The organism is Klebsiella sp. WP3-W18-ESBL-02, assembly GCF_014168815.1.
In the GTDB taxonomy this organism is placed as follows: domain Bacteria; phylum Pseudomonadota; class Gammaproteobacteria; order Enterobacterales; family Enterobacteriaceae; genus Kluyvera; species Kluyvera ascorbata_B.
Map to the genome: position 1 here is coordinate 871,747 of NZ_AP021972.1, position 19,477 is coordinate 891,223.

Annotated in this window: 20 protein-coding genes and 1 other RNA gene; 14 read left to right on the top strand and 7 right to left on the bottom strand. The window is 55.7% G+C overall.

What is annotated here, in order from left to right; all coding sequences use genetic code 11:
- Positions 1-260 precede the first annotated feature (260 nt).
- Both serA and H7R56_RS28010 read left to right on the top strand, forming a co-directional pair.
- Positions 261-1,493 carry a phosphoglycerate dehydrogenase gene (gene serA, locus H7R56_RS04225; RefSeq protein WP_106925751.1) on the top strand — a complete coding sequence of 411 codons (1,233 nt, stop codon included), beginning with the start codon at positions 261-263 and terminating at the stop codon, positions 1,491-1,493.
- 217 nt (positions 1,494-1,710) lie between these two features.
- On the top strand, positions 1,711-1,770 hold the full coding sequence (locus tag H7R56_RS28010; RefSeq protein ID WP_353654619.1) for a type I toxin-antitoxin system Ibs family toxin: 60 nt from the start codon (positions 1,711-1,713) through the stop codon (positions 1,768-1,770).
- Positions 1,771-1,861: 91 nt separating this feature from the next.
- Here H7R56_RS28010 and H7R56_RS04235 read toward each other — a convergent pair whose 3' ends face one another.
- From H7R56_RS04235 to zapA, 3 genes are all read right to left on the bottom strand, one after another.
- Positions 1,862-2,458, bottom strand: coding sequence for a 5-formyltetrahydrofolate cyclo-ligase (locus H7R56_RS04235; RefSeq protein ID WP_106925755.1), 597 nt, complete (start codon positions 2,456-2,458; stop codon positions 1,862-1,864).
- A 20-nt stretch (positions 2,459-2,478) separates the two neighbouring features.
- Positions 2,479-2,662, bottom strand: a non-coding RNA gene (gene ssrS / locus H7R56_RS04240) — 6S RNA.
- 41 nt (positions 2,663-2,703) lie between these two features.
- Positions 2,704-3,033 (bottom strand): cell division protein ZapA, encoded by a 330-nt coding sequence (gene zapA / locus H7R56_RS04245; protein WP_064542733.1) that lies wholly within the window; start codon positions 3,031-3,033, stop codon positions 2,704-2,706.
- Positions 3,034-3,191: 158 nt separating this feature from the next.
- Here zapA and H7R56_RS04250 point away from each other — a divergent pair, with 158 nt between their 5' ends.
- The 8 genes from H7R56_RS04250 to H7R56_RS04285 all read left to right on the top strand — a co-directional run bounded on the left by H7R56_RS04250 (position 3,192) and on the right by H7R56_RS04285 (position 13,236).
- Positions 3,192-3,770: a YecA/YgfB family protein gene (locus tag H7R56_RS04250; protein WP_106925757.1), complete on the top strand. Its 579-nt coding sequence runs from the start codon at positions 3,192-3,194 to the stop codon at positions 3,768-3,770.
- Positions 3,771-3,822: 52 nt separating this feature from the next.
- The gene (pepP, locus tag H7R56_RS04255; protein ID WP_106925759.1) at positions 3,823-5,139 is read left to right on the top strand and encodes a Xaa-Pro aminopeptidase; all 1,317 of its coding nucleotides are present in this window, start codon (positions 3,823-3,825) and stop codon (positions 5,137-5,139) included.
- Complete coding sequence (gene ubiH, locus H7R56_RS04260; RefSeq protein ID WP_106925761.1) at positions 5,136-6,314, top strand: 2-octaprenyl-6-methoxyphenyl hydroxylase; 1,179 nt, start codon at positions 5,136-5,138, stop codon at positions 6,312-6,314. Before pepP ends, ubiH begins: the two co-directional genes overlap by 4 nt.
- Before the next feature lie 18 nt (positions 6,315-6,332).
- The gene (gene ubiI / locus H7R56_RS04265; protein WP_106925763.1) at positions 6,333-7,535 is read left to right on the top strand and encodes an FAD-dependent 2-octaprenylphenol hydroxylase; all 1,203 of its coding nucleotides are present in this window, start codon (positions 6,333-6,335) and stop codon (positions 7,533-7,535) included.
- A gap of 392 nt (positions 7,536-7,927) precedes the next feature.
- Positions 7,928-9,022 (top strand): glycine cleavage system aminomethyltransferase GcvT, encoded by a 1,095-nt coding sequence (gene gcvT / locus H7R56_RS04270; RefSeq protein WP_106925765.1) that lies wholly within the window; start codon positions 7,928-7,930, stop codon positions 9,020-9,022.
- 26 nt (positions 9,023-9,048) lie between these two features.
- Positions 9,049-9,438, top strand: coding sequence for a glycine cleavage system protein GcvH (gene gcvH, locus H7R56_RS04275; RefSeq protein ID WP_052281990.1), 390 nt, complete (start codon positions 9,049-9,051; stop codon positions 9,436-9,438).
- Positions 9,439-9,558: 120 nt separating this feature from the next.
- Positions 9,559-12,432, top strand: a complete 2,874-nt coding sequence (gcvP, locus tag H7R56_RS04280; RefSeq protein ID WP_106925767.1) for an aminomethyl-transferring glycine dehydrogenase — start codon at positions 9,559-9,561, stop codon at positions 12,430-12,432.
- A 60-nt stretch (positions 12,433-12,492) separates the two neighbouring features.
- The gene (locus H7R56_RS04285; RefSeq protein ID WP_106925769.1) at positions 12,493-13,236 is read left to right on the top strand and encodes an SDR family oxidoreductase; all 744 of its coding nucleotides are present in this window, start codon (positions 12,493-12,495) and stop codon (positions 13,234-13,236) included.
- Between the two features lie 114 nt (positions 13,237-13,350).
- Here the strand turns inward: H7R56_RS04285 and bglA are convergent, their stop codons facing one another.
- Both bglA and H7R56_RS04295 read right to left on the bottom strand, forming a co-directional pair.
- Positions 13,351-14,784: a 6-phospho-beta-glucosidase BglA gene (gene bglA / locus H7R56_RS04290; RefSeq protein WP_106925771.1), complete on the bottom strand. Its 1,434-nt coding sequence runs from the start codon at positions 14,782-14,784 to the stop codon at positions 13,351-13,353.
- Positions 14,785-14,904: 120 nt separating this feature from the next.
- Positions 14,905-15,633: a MurR/RpiR family transcriptional regulator gene (locus H7R56_RS04295; protein WP_106925773.1), complete on the bottom strand. Its 729-nt coding sequence runs from the start codon at positions 15,631-15,633 to the stop codon at positions 14,905-14,907.
- 51 nt (positions 15,634-15,684) lie between these two features.
- Here H7R56_RS04295 and yqfB point away from each other — a divergent pair, with 51 nt between their 5' ends.
- Positions 15,685-15,999, top strand: coding sequence for a N(4)-acetylcytidine aminohydrolase (gene yqfB / locus H7R56_RS04300; RefSeq protein WP_106925775.1), 315 nt, complete (start codon positions 15,685-15,687; stop codon positions 15,997-15,999).
- Between the two features lie 158 nt (positions 16,000-16,157).
- Positions 16,158-16,820, top strand: coding sequence for a PAQR family membrane homeostasis protein TrhA (trhA, locus tag H7R56_RS04305; RefSeq protein WP_106925777.1), 663 nt, complete (start codon positions 16,158-16,160; stop codon positions 16,818-16,820).
- Positions 16,821-16,982: 162 nt separating this feature from the next.
- On the opposite strand, the gene ygfZ is transcribed toward trhA, so the two are convergent.
- The gene (gene ygfZ / locus H7R56_RS04310; protein WP_106925779.1) at positions 16,983-17,966 is read right to left on the bottom strand and encodes a tRNA-modifying protein YgfZ; all 984 of its coding nucleotides are present in this window, start codon (positions 17,964-17,966) and stop codon (positions 16,983-16,985) included.
- A 243-nt stretch (positions 17,967-18,209) separates the two neighbouring features.
- Between ygfZ and sdhE the strand changes: the two genes are divergently transcribed.
- Complete coding sequence (sdhE, locus tag H7R56_RS04315; protein ID WP_106925781.1) at positions 18,210-18,476, top strand: FAD assembly factor SdhE; 267 nt, start codon at positions 18,210-18,212, stop codon at positions 18,474-18,476.
- Positions 18,457-18,870 carry a protein YgfX gene (locus H7R56_RS04320; protein ID WP_106925783.1) on the top strand — a complete coding sequence of 138 codons (414 nt, stop codon included), beginning with the start codon at positions 18,457-18,459 and terminating at the stop codon, positions 18,868-18,870. The genes sdhE and H7R56_RS04320 overlap by 20 nt, the downstream gene beginning before the upstream one ends.
- Positions 18,871-18,872: 2 nt before the next feature.
- Here the strand turns inward: H7R56_RS04320 and fldB are convergent, their stop codons facing one another.
- Positions 18,873-19,394, bottom strand: coding sequence for a flavodoxin FldB (gene fldB, locus H7R56_RS04325; protein WP_106925785.1), 522 nt, complete (start codon positions 19,392-19,394; stop codon positions 18,873-18,875).
- Between the last annotated feature and the right edge of the window lie 83 nt (positions 19,395-19,477).

Genomic DNA, 19,477 nt, shown 5'->3' on the forward strand with positions numbered 1-19,477 from the left:
ATATAGGGGAAGCATAAATTCCCCTATTTTTTTTATTGAGGCTGTATTCGGTGACTTGTGTCACATTTTACTCTTCTGCCTGATTAACATCCCACGTTTATCCAGTCGCTCAGCATTTTATGCTGGCTTTTTCCTCTGCGTGAGCCTTCTTCATGACGCCGACGCAAACGTTCATATTGCCGCAATAATTTTTTTTGATATGTTGCTTAGGTGAACTTTCGTTCACCACAACATCAGTAAAACAAAGACGGGACGGGGAAATGGCTAAGGTATCACTGGAAAAAGACAAAATTAAATTTCTGCTGGTTGAAGGCGTGCACCAGAAAGCGTTGGATAGCCTTCGCGCAGCAGGTTACACCAATATCGAATTCCACAAAGGCGCGCTGGACAGCGAGCAGCTGAAGGAATCTGCCCGTGATGCCCATTTCATTGGTCTGCGATCCCGTACTCATCTGACAGAAGAAATTTTTGCCGCCGCTGAGAAGCTGGTGGCGGTAGGGTGTTTCTGCATCGGCACCAACCAGGTTGACCTGAAGGCGGCCGCTCAGCGCGGCGTGCCGGTATTTAACGCGCCGTTCTCAAATACCCGTTCCGTGGCGGAGCTGGTCATCGGCGAGCTGCTGCTGCTGCTGCGCGGCATTCCGGAAGCGAACGCCAAAGCGCATCGCGGCGTATGGAACAAACTGGCTGCGGGCTCCTATGAAGCGCGCGGTAAAAAGCTGGGGATCATCGGCTACGGCCATATCGGCACCCAGCTGGGTATTCTGGCAGAATCGCTGGGGATGCACGTCTATTTTTACGATATCGAAAGCAAACTGCCGCTGGGCAACGCCACCCAGGTGCAGCACCTTTCTGACCTGCTGAACATGAGCGATGTGGTGAGCCTGCACGTGCCGGAAAACGCCTCGACTAAAAATATGATGGGCGCAGAAGAACTGGCGCTGATGAAACCGGGTTCGCTGCTGATCAACGCCTCTCGCGGAACCGTGGTTGAGATCCCTGCGCTGTGTGACGCGCTGGCGCGTAAGCACCTGGCTGGGGCGGCCATTGACGTCTTCCCGACCGAGCCGGCGACCAACAGCGAGCCGTTTACCTCGCCGCTGTGCGAGTTCGACAACGTTATCCTGACTCCGCACATTGGCGGTTCAACCCAGGAAGCGCAGGAGAACATCGGTCTGGAAGTGGCGGGTAAACTGATTAAGTACTCCGATAACGGCTCGACGCTGTCTGCCGTTAACTTCCCGGAGGTGTCGCTGCCGCTGCACGGCGGTCGTCGTCTGCTGCATATTCACGAAAACCGCCCGGGCGTGCTGACCGCGCTGAACCAGATTTTCGCGGAGCAGGGGGTTAACATCGCGGCACAGTACCTGCAAACGACTCCGCAGATGGGCTACGTGGTTATCGATATTGAAGCCGAAGAGGACGTGGCGCAGAAAGCGCTGCAGAGCATGAAGGCGATTCCGGGCACCGTTCGCGCGCGTCTGCTGTACTGATTTTCCCGCACTGATAAAACGGGCAGGCCATTGGTCTGCCCGTTTTTTTTCGCTTTTTTGCAACGCGTACATTCACTTTACGCGCCTCGCCGCAAACGTTGATTAAAGGCGCCGCCGCACATTGTGTCTTAGCAAAAGGGATTTACGATGGGGGCTCAGCATGGGGCTGAAACGGCAAAGCCCCTACCGAAGCAGGGGCCTTGAAAGGAAAGGGACAATGATGAGACTCGTCATCATACTGCTGATTCTGTTAATCATCGCTCACCCAGCATATTAACAGTATGAACGCAGGAGGGAGGTTCGCCTCCCTCACCCTTTACCGAGGAATTTAGGTCAAAAAAGAATCGATGTCAATCGGCAGAAAATGCTTACCACTGCCACACTTTCGACGGTGTGACCACGGCGGGTAGGGGAATATCCCACTCTTCAATCGGCAATGCGTCAACTAACTGACAATCGTGGGCATAGCCGACGGGCTGGATACCATGCTGACGCCAGTTTTGCAGCGTACGGTCGTAAAAGCCACCGCCCATCCCCAGGCGCTGTCCTTGTTGATCAAAGGCGACCAGCGGCGTAATCAGCACATTCAGTTGATCGAGCGGTAGCACATCGCGCACGTCGAGCTTTGGTTCCCGAATTTTCAGGCGGTTGACCACCAGTTCGCTGTGCGGATGATAATGCAGAAACAGCAGGTTACCGGGGCTGAACGGATGAAGCACTGGAAGGTAGACCCGTTTACCCGCGCGCCACAGCTGCTCAATAAGCGGCTGTGTGTCGAGTTCGCCATCAAAAGACAGAAACAGCGCCACGGTTTTTGCCATCACAACGGGAGGCCATGCCATCATGCGATCGGCGGCCTGTTCGCCGTACAAAATTTGTTGCTGGAGCGTGAGCGCACGACGACGTTGCCGGATGACCTGGCGAATATGTTGTCGGGAGTTTTGTTGCTCAGATGAGTGCGTCATAAGACCGGGTAGGTAGAAGGGGAATCTCCGAGATGCCGCCGCAGGCTGTAACCCTTGAACCCTTGGTTCAAGGTGAATGCGTCGTCACAGTTTTAAGGCTTCTCGGACGGACCGAGCATGCTCACCAACCGTGGAGCGCCACATTCTTGTGGTATGAAATATCGGCTCAGGGGACTGGCCCGCTTGCGAACATCTCAGAGAAATTTTGTCTTCACAGTCACTCTACCACAGTAAACTGCAAAGTGTTATTCAAAGTTGGGTGCAGACTTATCGGATATGCGACCCTGGTCAAGCAATGCCTGTTCAATGGTCTGTTGAAGCATCCGAATGCGCTGTTCCATGCTTGAAGCATAGTCACGCGTCTTTGCCCTTTCCTGAGTTAACTCGTAGCTGATGTTCAACGCGGCGATGAAAACCAGCTGCTCAGTATTTGTGACTCTAGTGCGTTCTTTCAGATCTTGCAACCGCTGATTCAGATCGTCCGCGGCCTGATTCAAAGCATCTCTTTGTTCAGGCGGGCAATTCACTCGCAGTGAACGGCCAAAAATTTGGATATCGACGGGTTGTGCAGACATGCCACCTTCCTGCTGATTGACTGCGCGTCCTTCACTCTCAGGATGTGAAGGGGCGACACTATAGCTACCCTGGTAAGAAGATACAAGCCCTTTTCTGGTGTCTCCAGGGTCCAAAGTGGTAGCATACCATGAATTCCACCCAACAATGACGAATGCGCATGTCTATACAGAACGAAATGCCTGGTTACACCCTACTGAACCAGCTGTTAAACCAACAAGGGGTAGGCCTGACGCCTGCGGAAATGCACGGTCTGATCAGCGGTCTGCTCTGCGGCGGAAACAAAGATAGCTCATGGCAGCCGCTGGTTCACGACCTGACTAACGAAGGACTGGCGTTTGGCCACGAGCTGGCCGAATCGCTGCGTTCCATGCATTCAGCGACCAGCGACTCGCTGGAAGATGATGGCTTCCTTTTTCAGCTTTATCTGCCTGACGGCGATGACGTCAGCGTCTTTGACCGCGCCGATGCGCTCTCTGGCTGGGTGAATCACTTCCTTCTGGGGCTGGGCATGGTGCAGCCGAAGCTGGATAAAGTGAAAGGTGAGACGGGCGAAGCGATTGACGATCTGCGTAATATTGCACAGCTTGGCTATGAAGAAGATGAAGATCAGGAAGAGCTGGAAATGTCGCTGGAAGAAATTATCGAATACGTTCGCGTAGCGGCGCTGCTGTGCCACGATACCTTCACGCATCCGCAGCCGACGGCCCCGGAAGTCCAGAAGCCAACATTACACTAATCATAACACCTGCTCTGCATGTCGGAGCGCGAAGGGATTGAAAGGAGATGTCATGACACAGCAAGCGTTTCTCCGCCGCCGTCAGCAACTGCTGGCGCAAATGAAGCCTGGCAGCGCGGCGCTGATTTTTGCCGCGCCAGAAGTCACGCGTAGTGCTGATTCTGAGTATCCTTATCGCCAGAACAGCGATTTCTGGTACTTCACGGGCTTCAATGAGCCGGAAGCCTTGCTGGTGCTGATTAAAAGCGATGACACCCACAATCACAGCGTGTTGTTCAACCGTGTTCGCGATCTGACGGCAGAAATCTGGTTCGGCCGTCGCCTTGGGCAGGATGCCGCGCCGGAAAAACTGGGCGTAGACCGCGCGCTGGCGTTCAGCGAAGTCAACCAGCAGTTGTTCCAGCTGTTGAACGGCCTCGACGTGATTTATCACGCGCAGGGCGAATACGCCTGGGCGGATGAGATAGTCTTCACCGCGCTGGATAAGCTGCGCAAAGGTTCGCGCCAGAACCTGACCGCGCCGGACTCGATGATTGACTGGCGTCCGATGGTGCATGAAATGCGCCTGTTCAAAGACGGCGAAGAAATTGACATCCTGCGTCGCGCCGGGGAAATCAGCGCGCTGGCGCATACCCGCGCGATGGAAAAATGTCGCCCTGGGATGTTTGAATACCAGCTCGAAGGCGAGATCCTGCACGAGTTTACGCGTCATGGCGCGCGCTATCCGTCCTACAACACTATCGTGGGCGGCGGTGAAAACGGCTGCATTCTGCACTACACCGAAAATGAATCGGAGCTGCGTGATGGCGATCTGGTGCTGATTGATGCTGGCTGTGAGTACAAAGGCTATGCCGGCGATATCACCCGGACCTTCCCGGTAAACGGTAAGTTTACGCCTGCCCAGCGCGCTATCTACGATATCGTGCTCGCATCGCTGTACAAATCGCTGGAGCTGTATCGCCCCGGTACGTCCATTCAGGAAGTGACCACGGAAGTGGTACGTATCATGATTACCGGTCTGCAGAAACTGGGGATTCTCCACGGTGAAGTCGACCAACTGATTGCCGACAATGCCCACCGCCCGTACTTTATGCACGGTCTGAGCCATTGGCTGGGGCTGGATGTGCATGATGTAGGTGCGTACGGCGCAGAGCGTTCCCGCGTGCTGGAGCCGGGCATGGTACTGACCGTTGAACCGGGTTTGTATATCGCGCCGGATGCGGACGTCCCGGCGGAGTATCGCGGCATTGGTATTCGTATCGAAGACGACATTCTGATTACCGAAAACGGCAATGAAAACCTCACGGCCAGCGTGGTGAAGGACGCCGATGCTATCGAAGCGCTGATGGCGGCGGCGCGCCAGCCATGAGCCTGATTATTGTCGGCGGCGGGATGACCGGCGCGACGCTGGCGCTGGCGGTATCGCATCTGACGTCGGGCCGTCTGCCGGTGCACGTGATTGAAGCGGCAGATATCAACGCCGCGCGGCATCCGGGCTTTGACGCTCGGGCCATCGCGCTGGCGGCGGGAACCTGCCAGCAGCTGTCGAAGATCGATCTCTGGCAGGCGATTGCCGACTGCGCCACGCCGATAACCACCGTTCATGTGAGCGACCGTGGCCATGCCGGGTTCGTCACGCTGGACGCGGCCGATTATCGGCTGGCTGCGCTGGGCAACGTGGTCGAGTTGCACGAAGTCGGGCTGCGATTGTTTAGCCTGCTACGCAAGGCGCGCGGCGTCACGCTACATTGCCCCTCGCGGGTGACGCAGGTTGAGCGCCGTGCCGACGGCGTCAGCGTTACGCTCGATAATGGTGACACGCTACACGGTAAGCTGCTGGTGGCCGCTGACGGTTCACGCTCTATGCTGGGCGAACGTTGCGGCATTCACTGGCAGCAAGAGCCGTATAACCAACTGGCGGTGATTGCTAACGTCACCACCGCTGTTGCGCATCAGGGGCGCGCATTCGAACGCTTTACTGAATACGGGCCGCTGGCGATGCTACCGATGTCGCAAAACCGCTGTTCGCTGGTGTGGTGCCACCCCCGCTCGAAACATGATGAGGTATTGGGCTGGTCCGACGCGCGCTTCTGCGACGAGCTGCAGCGCGCGTTTGGCTGGCGCTTAGGCCGTATTACCCACGCGGGGGCACGCAGCGTTTATCCGCTATCGTTGACCACCGCTACACGCACGGTGTCCCATCGTCTGGCGCTGGTGGGGAACGCCGCGCAGACGCTGCATCCGATCGCCGGGCAGGGCTTTAACCTTGGTCTGCGCGATGTGATGACGTTGGCGGAGAATCTGGCGCAGGCCAACGCTGCTCACGCAGATATCGGCGATTATGCGCTGCTCTGCCAGTATCAGCGCCAGCGGGCAGAAGATAAAGCCGCTACCATTGGCGTAACCGATGGGCTGGTGCACCTGTTTGCTAACCGCTGGGCGCCGCTGGTTGCGGGGCGCAATGCGGGGCTGATGGCGATGGAATTATTTACCCCTGCACGCGATGTGCTGGCGCAGCGGACGCTGGGCTGGGTCGCCCGTTAAGAGCTGTAAGGAGTTAATGTGCAAAGTGTTGATGTTGCCATCGTAGGCGGTGGTATGGTTGGGCTGGCGGTAGCCTGCGGTTTACAGGGCAGCGGCCTGCGGGTGGCGGTGCTGGAGCAATCGCTGCCGCAGGCGCTCGCCGCCGATGCGCCGCCTGCGCTTCGCGTGTCCGCTATTAATGCCGGCAGCGAAAAGCTGCTGTCAAAGCTCGATGTCTGGCAGGCGATTGTCGCGCAGCGTGCCAGCCGTTATCACGGCATGGAAGTGTGGGACAAAGACAGCTTTGGCCGCATTGCGTTTGACGATCGCAGCATGGGCTACAGCCATCTGGGACATATCGTTGAAAATGCGGTTATCCATCACGCGCTGTGGCAGAAAGCCGAGCGCAGCGCGGATATCACGCTGATGGCCCCCGCGGAACTGCAGCAGGTGGTCTGGGGCGAAAACGAAGCGTTTTTGACGTTGAAAGACGGCGGAATGTTGACCGCGCGTCTGGTGGTGGGAGCCGATGGCGCCAACTCCTGGCTGCGTAGTAAAGCCGATATTCCGCTGACCTTCTGGGATTATCGCCATCATGCGCTGGTCGCCACCGTTCGTACCGATGACCCCCATGAAGCCGTTGCGCGCCAGAGCTTCCACGGTGATGGTATTCTGGCCTTCTTACCGCTCAGCGATCCCCATCTTTGCTCGATTGTCTGGTCGCTGTCGCCGGAAGAGGCGCAGCGGATGCAGCAGGCTGACGAAGCTGAGTTTAACAAAGCGTTGAATATCGCCTTCGATAACCGTTTAGGGCTGTGCCGCGTGGAAAGCGAGCGTCAGGTCTATCCGCTTACCGGTCGCTACGCGCGGCAGTTTGCCGCGCACCGTCTGGCGCTGGTGGGTGACGCCGCGCACACCATTCATCCGCTGGCCGGGCAGGGTGTGAACCTCGGCTTTATGGATGCCGCCGAGCTGATTGACGAGCTCAAGCGCCTGCATACGCAGGGGAAAGATATCGGCCAGCATTTCTATTTGCGTCGCTATGAGCGCAGCCGTAAGCATAGCGCTGCGCTGATGCTGGCGGGAATGCAGGGCTTCCGCGAGCTGTTTGCCGGTGAAAACCCCGCGAAGAAGCTGCTGCGCGATATTGGCCTGAAGCTCGCGGATACGCTACCCGGCGTCAAACCGCAGCTTATTCGTCAAGCGATGGGCCTGAATGACCTGCCGGAGTGGCTTCGTTAAGTCGCTCACACTTGTACTCCCGGTGGTTCTACCGGGAGCCTTTCCCCTCATTTGAAAAATTCTAATTTCACCTCTTTTTTCGCATTAGATTTATTAATCCGTCATTTTTTATGTTACGGGAAAGTCGCCCTGTTTTTCGCAGGAAATATTATCTTATGCTGAATTATTAACCATTGTTGTTAATTAAATGTGGTGTAATTCGCTTTTTACCAGTTGATTCCTCTGTATGCTTTTTCTCGCCTTTTAGCCATAAGCTAATGTGATGCCCCTTTTTTCATGATGGTTTACCACGGTGTTCGGTGGTAAGTTCAGGGAAAAGAGAACGTTTGCGTCGGTGCCTGGACAGGCGTCGGCGTTGGGTTTTGTGGTGCGATATATTCAACGAGGACATGATGGCTCAACAAACGCCTTTGTATGACCAGCACGTGTTATGTGGCGCGCGCATGGTAGATTTCCACGGCTGGATGATGCCGCTGCACTATGGATCGCAGATTGATGAGCATCACGCGGTGCGTACCGATGCCGGGATGTTCGATGTGTCGCATATGACCATCGTTGACCTACACGGCCCGCGCACCCGCGAGTTCCTTCGCTATCTGTTGGCAAACGACGTCGCGAAGCTGACTAAGCCGGGCAAAGCGCTCTACAGCGGCATGCTAAATGCGTCAGGCGGCGTGATAGATGACCTTATCGTTTACTACCTTACCGATGATTTCTTCCGCCTTGTTGTTAACTCTGCCACTCGCGAAAAAGACCTCTCCTGGATTACCCAACACGCTGAACCCTATGCCATTGATATCACCGTTCGTGACGACCTGTCGCTGATCGCGGTGCAGGGGCCGCACGCGCAGGAAAAAGCGGGCACGCTGTTTAGCGACGCGCAGCGCCATGCGGTTGAAGGCATGAAGCCGTTCTTTGGCGTGCAGGCCGGTGACTTCTTTATCGCGACGACCGGCTATACCGGCGAAGCTGGCTATGAAATTGCGCTGCCGAAAGAACAGGCGGCAGATTTCTGGCAGCAGCTGGTTCAGGCGGGCGTGAAGCCATGCGGGCTGGGCGCGCGCGATACGCTGCGTCTGGAAGCGGGTATGAACCTCTACGGTCAGGAAATGGATGAAAGCGTTTCCCCGCTGGCGGCTAACATGGGCTGGACCATTGCCTGGGAGCCCGCTGACCGCAACTTTATTGGTCGCGACGTGCTGGAACTGGAGCGCGAAAAAGGCACCGAGCAGCTGGTTGGTCTGGTGATGACCGAGAAAGGCGTACTGCGCGGCGAACTGCCGGTACGTTTTACCGATGCGAACGGCAATGCGCGCGAAGGTGTGATCACCAGCGGGACTTTCTCGCCAACCTTAGGCCATAGTATTGCGTTGGCTCGCGTCCCGGCAGGGATCGGCGAGACGGCGATCGTTCAGATCCGCAACCGCGAAATGCCGGTCAAAGTGACAAAACCTATTTTTGTGCGTAACGGCAAGGCCGTCGCGTAAGCCCTTTTTATTCTGGAGATTTTTTGATGAGCAACGTACCAGCAGAACTGAAATACAGTAAAGAACACGAGTGGCTGCGCAAAGAAGCGGACGGCAGCTATACCGTTGGCATTACCGAGCACGCGCAGGAATTACTGGGCGATATGGTCTTCGTTGACCTGCCGGAAGTGGGCGCGACCGTTAGCGCGGGCGACGACTGTGCGGTAGCGGAGTCCGTTAAAGCGGCATCCGACATCTATGCGCCAATCAGCGGTGAGATCGTTGCCGTGAACGACGAACTGGGTGACTCGCCGGAGCTGGTCAACAGTGAACCGTATGCGGGCGGCTGGATCTTCAAGATCAAAGCCAGCGACGAAGCGGAAGTGGCCGCGCTGCTGGATGCGACCGCATACGAAGCATTATTAGAAGACGAGTAAGGTTGTGCCGGATGGCACTGCGTTTATCCGGCCTGCATCGTGTAGGCCCGGTAAGCGAAGCGCCACCGGGCAGGTCAGTTAGACAATCACGATTCACCGCACGTTTCAGGAACATCGCACATGACACAGACTTTAAGCCAGCTTGAAAACCGTGGCGCGTTTATTGAACGTCACATCGGGCCGGATGCCCAGCAGCAGCAAGAGATGCTCAAAACGGTTGGCGCGGATTCATTAAACGCACTGATTGGACAGATCGTGCCGAAAGATATCCAGCTTGCTACGCCGCCTCAGGTAGGTGACGCCACCACAGAATTTGCCGCGCTTGCGGAGCTGAAGGCGATTGCCGGTCGTAACAAGCGCTTTAAGTCGTACATTGGCATGGGCTATGCGCCTGTACAGCTGCCGCCGGTGATCCTGCGTAATATGCTGGAAAACCCGGGCTGGTACACCGCCTATACGCCGTATCAGCCGGAAGTGTCGCAGGGCCGTCTGGAAGCGCTGCTGAACTTCCAGCAGGTAACGTTGGATCTCACCGGTCTGGACATGGCTTCTGCCTCCCTGCTGGATGAAGCGACCGCCGCAGCTGAAGCGATGGCAATGGCTAAACGTGTGAGCAAGCTGAAAAACGCCAACCGTTTCTTTGTGGCGGCAGACGTTCATCCGCAAACGTTGGACGTGGTGCGCACCCGTGCGGAAACCTTCGGTTTTGATGTGATTGTCGACGATGCCGACAAGGCGCTGGAACATCAGGATGTCTTCGGCGTGCTGCTGCAACAGGTTGGTACGACCGGTGAAGTGCATGATTACAGCGCGCTGATTGCCGAACTGAAATCCCGCAAGGTGGTGGTCAGCGTCGCGGCTGACTTTATGGCGCTGGTGCTGTTAACCGCACCGGGCAAACAGGGCGCAGACATTGTCTTCGGCTCTGCTCAGCGCTTCGGCGTCCCGATGGGCTACGGCGGCCCGCACGCGGCATTCTTTGCCGCGAAAGATGAATTCAAACGCGCCATGCCGGGCCGTATTATCGGCGTATCGAAAGATGCGGCGGGCAATACCGCGCTGCGCATGGCGATGCAGACCCGTGAGCAGCATATTCGCCGCGAGAAAGCGAACTCCAACATCTGCACCTCGCAGGTACTGCTGGCTAACATTGCCAGCCTGTACGCGGTCTATCACGGCCCGGTGGGCCTGAAGCGTATCGCGAACCGTATTCATCGTCTGACCGATATTCTGGCCACCGGCCTGCAGCAAAAAGGGCAGAAGCTGCGCTATGCGCACTTCTTTGACACGCTGTGTGTGGAAGTGGCAGACAAAGCCGCGGTCCTGGCGCGTGCGCAGGCTGCGGAAATCAACCTGCGTAGCGATATTCATAACGCAGTGGGCATCACGCTGAATGAAACGACCACCCGCGAAGACGTACTGGCGCTGTTTAGCGTGATCCTTGGCGACAACCATGGTCTGGATATCGACACCCTCGATAAAGACGTGGCGCTGGATAGTCGCTCAATTCCGCAGGCGATGCTGCGTGACGATGCGATCCTCGGCCACCCGGTCTTTAACCGCTACCATAGCGAAACTGAGATGATGCGCTATATGCACTCTCTGGAGCGTAAAGATCTGGCGCTGAACCAGGCGATGATCCCGCTGGGTTCCTGCACGATGAAACTGAACGCCGCGGCGGAAATGATCCCGATCACCTGGCCTGAATTTGCCGAGCTGCACCCATTCTGCCCGATTGATCAGGCCGAAGGTTACCATCAGATGATCGGTCAGCTTTCCGAGTGGCTGGTGAAACTGACCGGCTACGACGCGCTGTGCATGCAGCCGAACTCCGGTGCTCAGGGCGAGTATGCGGGCCTGCTGGCGATTCGTCACTACCACGAAAGCCGCAACGACGGTCACCGTGATATCTGCCTGATTCCAAGCTCGGCGCATGGTACTAACCCGGCCTCCGCGCAGATGGCGGGGATGCAGGTGGTGGTCGTGGCCTGTGATAAAAACGGTAACATCGATCTGGCGGATTTGCGCGCGAAAGCAGAGCAGCACGCGGCAAACCTGTCCTGCATTATGGTGACCTATCCGTCCACCCACGGCGTCTATGAAGAAACGATCCGTGAAGTGTGCGAAATTGTGCACCAGTTCGGCGGCCAGGTTTATCTCGATGGGGCGAACATGAACGCCCAGGTCGGTATCACCTCTCCGGGCTTTATTGGCGCGGACGTCTCGCACCTCAACCTGCACAAAACCTTCTGCATTCCGCACGGTGGCGGCGGCCCGGGTATGGGCCCTATCGGCGTGAAAGCGCATCTGGCGCCGTTCGTGCCGGGCCACAGCGTGGTGCATATTGAAGGTATGTTGACCCGTCAGGGCGCGGTATCCGCTGCACCGTTCGGCAGCGCGTCCATTCTGCCCATCAGTTGGATGTACATCCGCATGATGGGTGCGGAAGGGCTGAAACAGGCAAGCCAGGTGGCGATCCTTAACGCCAACTACATTGCTACGCGCCTGAAAGACGCCTACCCGGTGCTGTATACCGGCAGCCAGGGCCACGTGGCGCACGAATGTATTCTGGATATCCGCCCGCTGAAAGAAGAAACCGGCATCAGCGAGCTGGATATTGCTAAGCGCCTGATTGACTACGGTTTCCATGCGCCGACCATGTCCTTCCCGGTAGCGGGCACGCTGATGGTCGAACCGACTGAATCGGAAAGCAAAGCCGAGCTCGACCGCTTTATTGACGCGATGCTGGCGATTCGTGGTGAAATTGACCGCGTAAAAGCGGGTGAATGGACGCTGGAAGATAACCCGCTGGTCAACGCGCCGCACACGCAGAATGAGCTGGTGGCGGAGTGGAACCACGGCTACAGCCGTGAACTGGCGGTCTTCCCGGCGGGCGCGGCGAACAAGTACTGGCCGACGGTGAAACGCCTTGATGACGTTTACGGCGACCGTAACCTGTTCTGCTCCTGCGTACCCATGAGCGAATACCAGTAATCATTTGATTGCACTATCTTTTAAAGGCGCTGCGGCGCCTTTATTTTTTGGGAGAAACGTATGGCACTGGCATTGGTCACCGGCGCTAGCCGGGGAATCGGCAAGGCGACGGCATTACAGCTGGCGCAGGAAGGGTATACGGTAGCAGTGAATTATCATCGCAACGAAGCCGCCGCCAGCGAGGTGGTGGCGGCGATTATTGCGCAGGGTGGCAAGGCCTTTGTCGTTCAGGCGGATATTGGCGATGAAGCGCAGGTGGAGGCGATGTTTGCCCAGCTCGACGCGCAGCCGGAGCCGCTGACGGCACTGGTTAATAATGCCGGGATATTGTTTACGCAAAGCCGCGTAGAGGCGTTAACCGCTGAACGCATTAATCGGGTGTTAACCACCAACGTCACTGGCTATTTCCTGTGCTGTCGGGAAGCGGTAAAGCGCATGGCGATACCCCACGGCGGGAAGGGCGGGGCGATTGTGAACGTCTCATCGGCGGCTGCGCGCCTTGGTTCTCCGGGGGAGTACGTGGATTATGCTGCGTCGAAAGGGGCGATTGATACGCTGACCACAGGATTATCACTGGAGGTGGCGGCGCAGGGAATCCGCGTGAACGGTGTGCGCCCTGGATTTATTTACACCGAAATGCATGCCGATGGTGGGGAACCGGGGCGCGTTGACCGTGTGAAGTCGGTGCTGCCAATGCAGCGCGGTGGCCAGCCGGAAGAGGTGGCGCAGGCGATTGTCTGGCTGTTGAGTGAGAAGGCGTCGTACGTGACGGGAAGTTTTATTGAGCTGGCGGGCGGGAAGTAGTGTGGTGCCGTTTCCCTCACCCCAAAGGGGCGAGGGAGAAAACCGAACGTCAGCATTTGCACTATCGGTCCCCTCTCCCCTTTGGGGAGAGGGTTAGGGTGAGGGGAAACCTGCTTACAGATTTTCGCCGTTGCTGGCAATCACTGCTTTATACCACTCAAAGCTCTTCTTCCGGGAACGCGACATATCGCCCGTGCCGTCATCGTGCTTATTGACGTAGATAAAGCCATAACGCTTGCTGTACTGCCCGGTGGTGAACGAGACGCAGTCGATACAGCCCCACGGGGTATAGCCCATCAGGTCAACGCCATCGTAGGTTACCGCCTTGATCATCTCTTCAACGTGCGCGCGCAGGTAGTCGATGCGGTAGTCATCGTTGATGCTGCCATCTTCTTCTACTTTATCGTAGGCACCGAAGCCGTTTTCCACGATAAACAGCGGCTTCTGATAGCGCTCATACAGTTCGCACAGAGAGTAGCGCAGACCTACCGGATCGATCTGCCAGCCCCAGTCTGACGCCTTGACGTGCGGGTTCGGTACGCTGCCTTCAAAGCCGGAAATCGCATCGCCGCTGCCGCCTTCAGCCTTCACGGCGTTGGTCATGTAGTAGCTAAAGCCGAGGTAGTCGCAGGTACCTTCACGCAGAATAACGTCATCGCCCGCTTCCATTTTGATGTTGAATCCGCGACGCTCCCACTCATTAAGCACGTAGCTTGGGTAATAGCCGCGCAGCTGGACGTCAGTGAAGACATAGCGTTCGCGCATGGATTCCTGGGCAAACATTACGTCTTCCGGCTTACAGGAGAACGGATAGAGCGCGACCATCGCCAGCATGCAGCCCACCTTCATTTCCGGATTAATACGGCGTGCGGCTTTAACCGCCAGAGCGCTGGCCACAAACTGGTGGTGCAGCACTTGGTACATCGTTTCTTCCGGGTTTTCATGTTCGGTATAAACCACGCCGGAGCAGCAGTAGCCGAACAGCGGTGCTCGCCAGTTGCGCTGGTTGTTGATTTCGTTGAAGGTCATCCAGTATTTGACCTTATGCTTATAGCGCTCGAAGACGACTTCGGCAAAACGGACAAAGAAATCGACCACTTTACGGTTGGTCCACCCGCCGTATTGCTGAACCAGATGCAGCGGCATTTCAAAGTGGGAGAGGGTGATAACCGGTTCGATATGGTATTTCAGCAGTTCATCGAACATATCGTCGTAGAACTTCAGCCCTTCTTCGTTCGGCTGCGTTTCATCGCCGTTCGGGAAGATCCGCGTCCAGGCGATAGAGGTGCGGAAGCACTTGAAACCCATTTCCGCGAACAGTTTGATGTCTTCTTTGTAATGGCCGTGGAAGTCGATGGCTTCATGGTTAGGGTAGTATTTACCCGGCACCACTTCCTGAGTGATTTCGCGCGGAACGCCGTGAGCGCCGCCGGTAAGCACGTCACAGATGCTGGGGCCTTTGCCGCCTTTATTCCAGCCACCTTCAACCTGGTGCGCTGCCACTGCGCCGCCCCATAAAAAGTCTTTCGGTAAGGTCAGTTTTTTCATCTTTGCTATGCTCATTGATTGTGTTTAATAAACCTGAGTCTAACAAAGCAATATTAAATGTCACGATATAACAAATTACCCTGTAGGGTATATGTTACATCAAAAAAACACCCTGTATTTTTATGCTAATTTCTTCGCCAGTTTGCGGCCTAATGATTCCAGAATATAAATAACCGGAATCTGTGTCGTAATATCGTAAACACCGCCAATACGCGTTTGCGGTACGTGCCAGGAGATATTGAAGTCAGCAAGTTTCGCCAGGCGCGAGTGTTCATGGCTGGTAATCGACATAACCTTGCAGCGATGCAGGCTGAACTGGCTGGCGAAACGCAGGATTTCTTCGGTTTCACCAGAAACGGAAAGGACGATCGCCAGTGCGTTTTTAGCCATGTCGTTAGTCACCGGAAAATAAGGATCGTCGATATGGTTGCTGAATTTCCCGATATTAGAAAAGAAACGTGCACCATATTTTGCCAGTGAACCGGAAGTGCCTGCTCCGACGAATATAATACGTTCAGAGGCGAGAATAACCTCGACTGCGCGATCGAGCAGTTTATCAAACTCATCATTATTGACGCCTTTGAAAAAACTGATAATTTCACTGGCACCGAAATTAGCCTGCTGGGGCTCATCTTGCTCCAGATAGAGCTTGAAGCGTACGCGAAACTCCGAGTAGCCTTCACAGTGAAGCTTGCGGCAAAAGCGCATGACCGTGGTGGTGGAGACGCCCGCTGCGTCGGCCAGCTCACGTATGGTCATGTACATCACCGTGTCGCGATTTTTGATCACGTACTGGTAGACCATCATCTCAAGATTATTGAGGCTGGCAATAGCGGCGTGGGAGAACATGCTCACGGTGGCGGATACTCGTTAATTTGAAAACCTATAGGGAATAATACCATGCAGCCTAACGACATCACTTTTTTTCAGCGCTTTCAGAATGACATTGTTGCCGGGCGCAAGACCATCACGCTGCGCGATGCGGCCGAATCTCATTTTAAAACCGGTGATATTTTGCGCGTCGGGCGCTATGAAGACGACGGCTATTTCTGCACGATTGAAGTTCTGGCCACGTCGACCGTTACCATGGACACACTGACCGAGCGCCACGCTGAGCAGGAAAATATGACGCTACCGCAGCTGAAACAGGTTATTGCCGATATCTACCCCGGCGAAGACACTTTTTATGTCATTGAATTTAAATGCATTGAGTAAAATCATGTACATCTGTTAGGTGAATAAAATATACAACATATTGATTATATTGGATTTACAAAAAATCATCTTTTTATTTTAGCTTACAGGTGTTCACTGGAACTATTCTCAGTTACGCTAGTGCCGTTGCTTGATTTGTCGTTCGCCCGGAGCGCGTAATGGATAAGAAACCACTCATTCAGCAGGGTTACTCTCTGGCTGAGGAAGTTGCTAATAGCATTAGTCATGGTGTCGGCCTGGTCCTGGGGATCGTCGGGCTGGTTTTGCTGTTGGTTCAGGCGGTTGACGCCAACGCCAGCGCCACGGCGATAACCAGCTATAGCCTGTATGGCGGCAGTATGATTCTGCTATTTCTGGCGTCAACCTTGTATCACGCCATTCCTTCGCAGCGGGCGAAAGTCTGGCTCAAAAAATTTGACCACTGCGCCATTTATCTGCTGATTGCCGGTACCTATACGCCGTTCCTGTTGGTGGGCCTGGACTCGCCGCTGGCGCGAGGTTTGATGATTGTTATCTGGAGCCTGGCGCTGCTGGGGATCCTGTTTAAGCTGACCATTGCGCACCGCTTTAAGGTGCTGTCTTTGGTGACCTACCTGACGATGGGCTGGCTGTCGCTGATTGTGGTGTATCAGCTGGCGGTGAAGCTGGCGATTGGCGGCGTCACGCTGCTGGCGGTAGGCGGGGTGGTGTACTCGCTGGGCGTGATTTTCTACGTCTGCAAACGCATTCCATACAACCACGCCATCTGGCACGCGTTTGTGCTGGGCGGTAGTGCCTGCCATTTCCTGGCGATTTATTTGTATGTGGGGCAACACGCATAGGCAATGTGCGCCGAATTGCCTGATGGCGCTGCGCTTATCAGGCCTACGGGATATCCGGACGCACGGGGTCGTGTAGGCCGGATAAGGCAACGCCGCCATCCGGCAACCTGCGCCGAATGGCCTGATGGCGCTATGCTTTCAGGCCTATGACATATTCCTGTGTTACTCTTCGTCTAACGAATACGGCAGCGGTTTGATGCTCAGCGTAAACGCATCGTCGCGCACGCGGAACACGCTATCGGCTTCCATATCGTTATTCATCACTACCTGCACCAGCAACTGGCCGTCTTCAAGCTGTGCGGCGGCCAACACGGTACCGGTACGACGCCAGTTGTCGCCCATCTGCATTTCTAAATCTTCACCGGCCTGCGGTACGCGGCTGGCTTTTCCTGTTAGCGTCCACAGCGCGCGCTTATTGGCACCGCGGAATTTCGCACGAGCGACCATTTCCTGCCCGGTATAACAGCCTTTCTTAAAGCTGATGCCGCCCAGCGCCTGCAGGTTAGTGGCCTGCGGAATAAACTGCGCGCTGTTGGCTTCATCAATAACCGGCAGACCGGCTTCGATGTCCAGCGCCAGCCACTGCTGGCTGTTATTGAGCTGAGCTTCGCCGCGCAGGGCATCGGTTACGCGCTCAGCGGTGGCGGCATCGGTGACCAGAAGGAAACGTTCCTGCGGGTGATCAAACCACAGCAGGGCAGTTTCATTTTGCTGGAGACACGGCTTTTCGGCGCTCGGCAGTTCGGCAAAAAGATTGGCCAGCGCGGCGCGCGCCTGGAAACCGGCGACGCCCAGCAGCACCCGATCGTCAGCGGCGGCGATGGTCACCTTCGAGAAAACGGCGTATTTCTTCAGCTGAGTCAGCTGCGCTTCACGTACGCTGCGGCGCTCAATCCAGGCAAAACCGTCCTGATAATGGAACAGGCGCAGGTTGCTCCACATTTTACCTTTGGCGTCGCAGTGGGCGACCAGCAGGTGCTGATGCGCATCCATTTGCGCGACGTCCGCCGTCACCTGGCCTTGCAGGTACTTTTCGCTGTCGGTGCCGGAAATGGTCGCCAGCGCCCAATCATCAAGCGTCATTAACGTCAGCGGTAAACGCGCGGAGGCGGCAGGCTGACGCGGAGGAAAAGGAGTAAAAGCCATATTGATATCCTGAATTGAGTAACGCGCTTATTGCCTCATGGTAAAAGAGATGCCCGCCATTGCAAGCGCTTTTAATGGCCGTTTTGTGCCGTCCGCGCGTTCTGCGAAGCCGCTCGTAATAATATGAATCCCTTTCATTTATCATGGTTTTTTTATGAATATGGCGCGCGGAACGTGAGATTCCAGTAAAGTAACTGCAAAAAACACGTTAAACTAGACTCAACGTAATGCTGGAAGGAAATTATGGACATCAATAATAAAGCCCGTATCCACTGGGCATGCCGCCGCGGTATGCGCGAACTCGATATCTCCATCATGCCGTTCTTTGAGCACGAGTACGACACGCTGAGCGACGAAGATAAAGCACTCTTTATTCGTCTGCTGGAATGCGACGATCCTGACCTCTTCAACTGGCTGATGAATCACGGCAAACCGGCTGACGCTAACCTCCAGCGCATGGTGCAACTTATTCAGACACGGAATCGGGAACGTGGTCCTGTGGCAATCTGATTTACGCGTCTCCTGGCGCTCACAGTGGCTCTCTTTATTGCTCCACGGCCTGGTGGCGGCTTTTGTGCTGCTGATGCCCTGGCCGTTGAGCTATACCCCTCTGTGGCTTATTTTGCTGTCGCTGGTGGTGTTTGACTGCGTTCGCAGCCAGCGGCGCATTCATTCCCACCAGGGGGAAATTAAGCTACTGATGGATTCCCGGCTGCGCTGGCGTAATCAGGAGTGGGATATTCAGGGGGCTCCGTGGATGCTGAATTCCGGCATGATGTTGCGGATTCGCCGTCCTGGCGGGCGGCGTCAGCATTTATGGCTCGCGGCGGACAGCATGAATCCGGAAGAGTGGCGCGACCTGCGGCGGATACTTATGCAGCAGCCCGCGGCCACCAAAGACTAGCTTCAGGAGAACTGCTCGGCCATTTCGCCGAGTATCTGCTCGCACCAGCTTTGAATGCGTTCGTCGCTAAGATCGTACTGGTTCGTTTCGTCCAGCGCGAGGCCTACGAACAGCTGGCCGTCGGCGATAACCGGTTTCGGGCTGGTAAACTCATAGCCTTCGGTCGGCCAGTAGCCCACGAACTTCACTCCTTTCGTGGCCAGCTTGTCGTGCAGCATGCCCAGCGCATCGAGGAACCACTCGCCGTAGCCAAGCTGGTCGCCCATGCCGTAAAGCGCGACGATTTTGCCTGTCAGATTCAGCGTATCAAGCTGCGCCCAGACCGCTTCCCAGTCTTCCTGAATCTCACCGAAATCCCACGTTGGGATGCCTAAAATGAGCACGTCGTACTGCTCCATTAAGGCCGGAGAGTCATCTTTCAAATTGTGTAATGTGATCAGTTCCGGGCCGATAATGTCGCGAATTTTTTCCGCGGCCATCTCGGTGTAGCAGGTGCTGGAACCATAAAAAAGACCGATATTCATGACGTACTGCTCTCGATTCTTGCGATGACGATGCCGTCAGTGTACCAGAAAGGGGCTTGTTTCAGGCATAATGGTGCTGATTT

Bases quoted from the DNA above. Each gene is read 5' to 3' on its own strand.
- ubiH (WP_106925761.1), top strand. From the start codon at position 5,136: ATGAGCCTGATTATTGTCGGCGGCGGGATGACCGGCGCGACGCTGGCG.
- H7R56_RS04285 (WP_106925769.1), top strand. From the start codon at position 12,493: ATGGCACTGGCATTGGTCACCGGCGCTAGCCGGGGAATCGGCAAGGCG.
- H7R56_RS04235 (WP_106925755.1), bottom strand. From the start codon at position 2,458: ATGACGCACTCATCTGAGCAACAAAACTCCCGACAACATATTCGCCAG.
- pepP (WP_106925759.1), top strand. From the start codon at position 3,823: ATGACACAGCAAGCGTTTCTCCGCCGCCGTCAGCAACTGCTGGCGCAA.
- trhA (WP_106925777.1), top strand. From the start codon at position 16,158: ATGGATAAGAAACCACTCATTCAGCAGGGTTACTCTCTGGCTGAGGAA.
- yqfB (WP_106925775.1), top strand. From the start codon at position 15,685: ATGCAGCCTAACGACATCACTTTTTTTCAGCGCTTTCAGAATGACATT.
- gcvP (WP_106925767.1), top strand. From the start codon at position 9,559: ATGACACAGACTTTAAGCCAGCTTGAAAACCGTGGCGCGTTTATTGAA.
- sdhE (WP_106925781.1), top strand. From the start codon at position 18,210: ATGGACATCAATAATAAAGCCCGTATCCACTGGGCATGCCGCCGCGGT.
- gcvT (WP_106925765.1), top strand. From the start codon at position 7,928: ATGGCTCAACAAACGCCTTTGTATGACCAGCACGTGTTATGTGGCGCG.
- ygfZ (WP_106925779.1), bottom strand. From the start codon at position 17,966: ATGGCTTTTACTCCTTTTCCTCCGCGTCAGCCTGCCGCCTCCGCGCGT.
- zapA (WP_064542733.1), bottom strand. From the start codon at position 3,033: ATGTCTGCACAACCCGTCGATATCCAAATTTTTGGCCGTTCACTGCGA.
- H7R56_RS04295 (WP_106925773.1), bottom strand. From the start codon at position 15,633: ATGTTCTCCCACGCCGCTATTGCCAGCCTCAATAATCTTGAGATGATG.
- gcvH (WP_052281990.1), top strand. From the start codon at position 9,049: ATGAGCAACGTACCAGCAGAACTGAAATACAGTAAAGAACACGAGTGG.
- fldB (WP_106925785.1), bottom strand. From the start codon at position 19,394: ATGAATATCGGTCTTTTTTATGGTTCCAGCACCTGCTACACCGAGATG.
- bglA (WP_106925771.1), bottom strand. From the start codon at position 14,784: ATGAAAAAACTGACCTTACCGAAAGACTTTTTATGGGGCGGCGCAGTG.
- serA (WP_106925751.1), top strand. From the start codon at position 261: ATGGCTAAGGTATCACTGGAAAAAGACAAAATTAAATTTCTGCTGGTT.
- H7R56_RS04250 (WP_106925757.1), top strand. From the start codon at position 3,192: ATGTCTATACAGAACGAAATGCCTGGTTACACCCTACTGAACCAGCTG.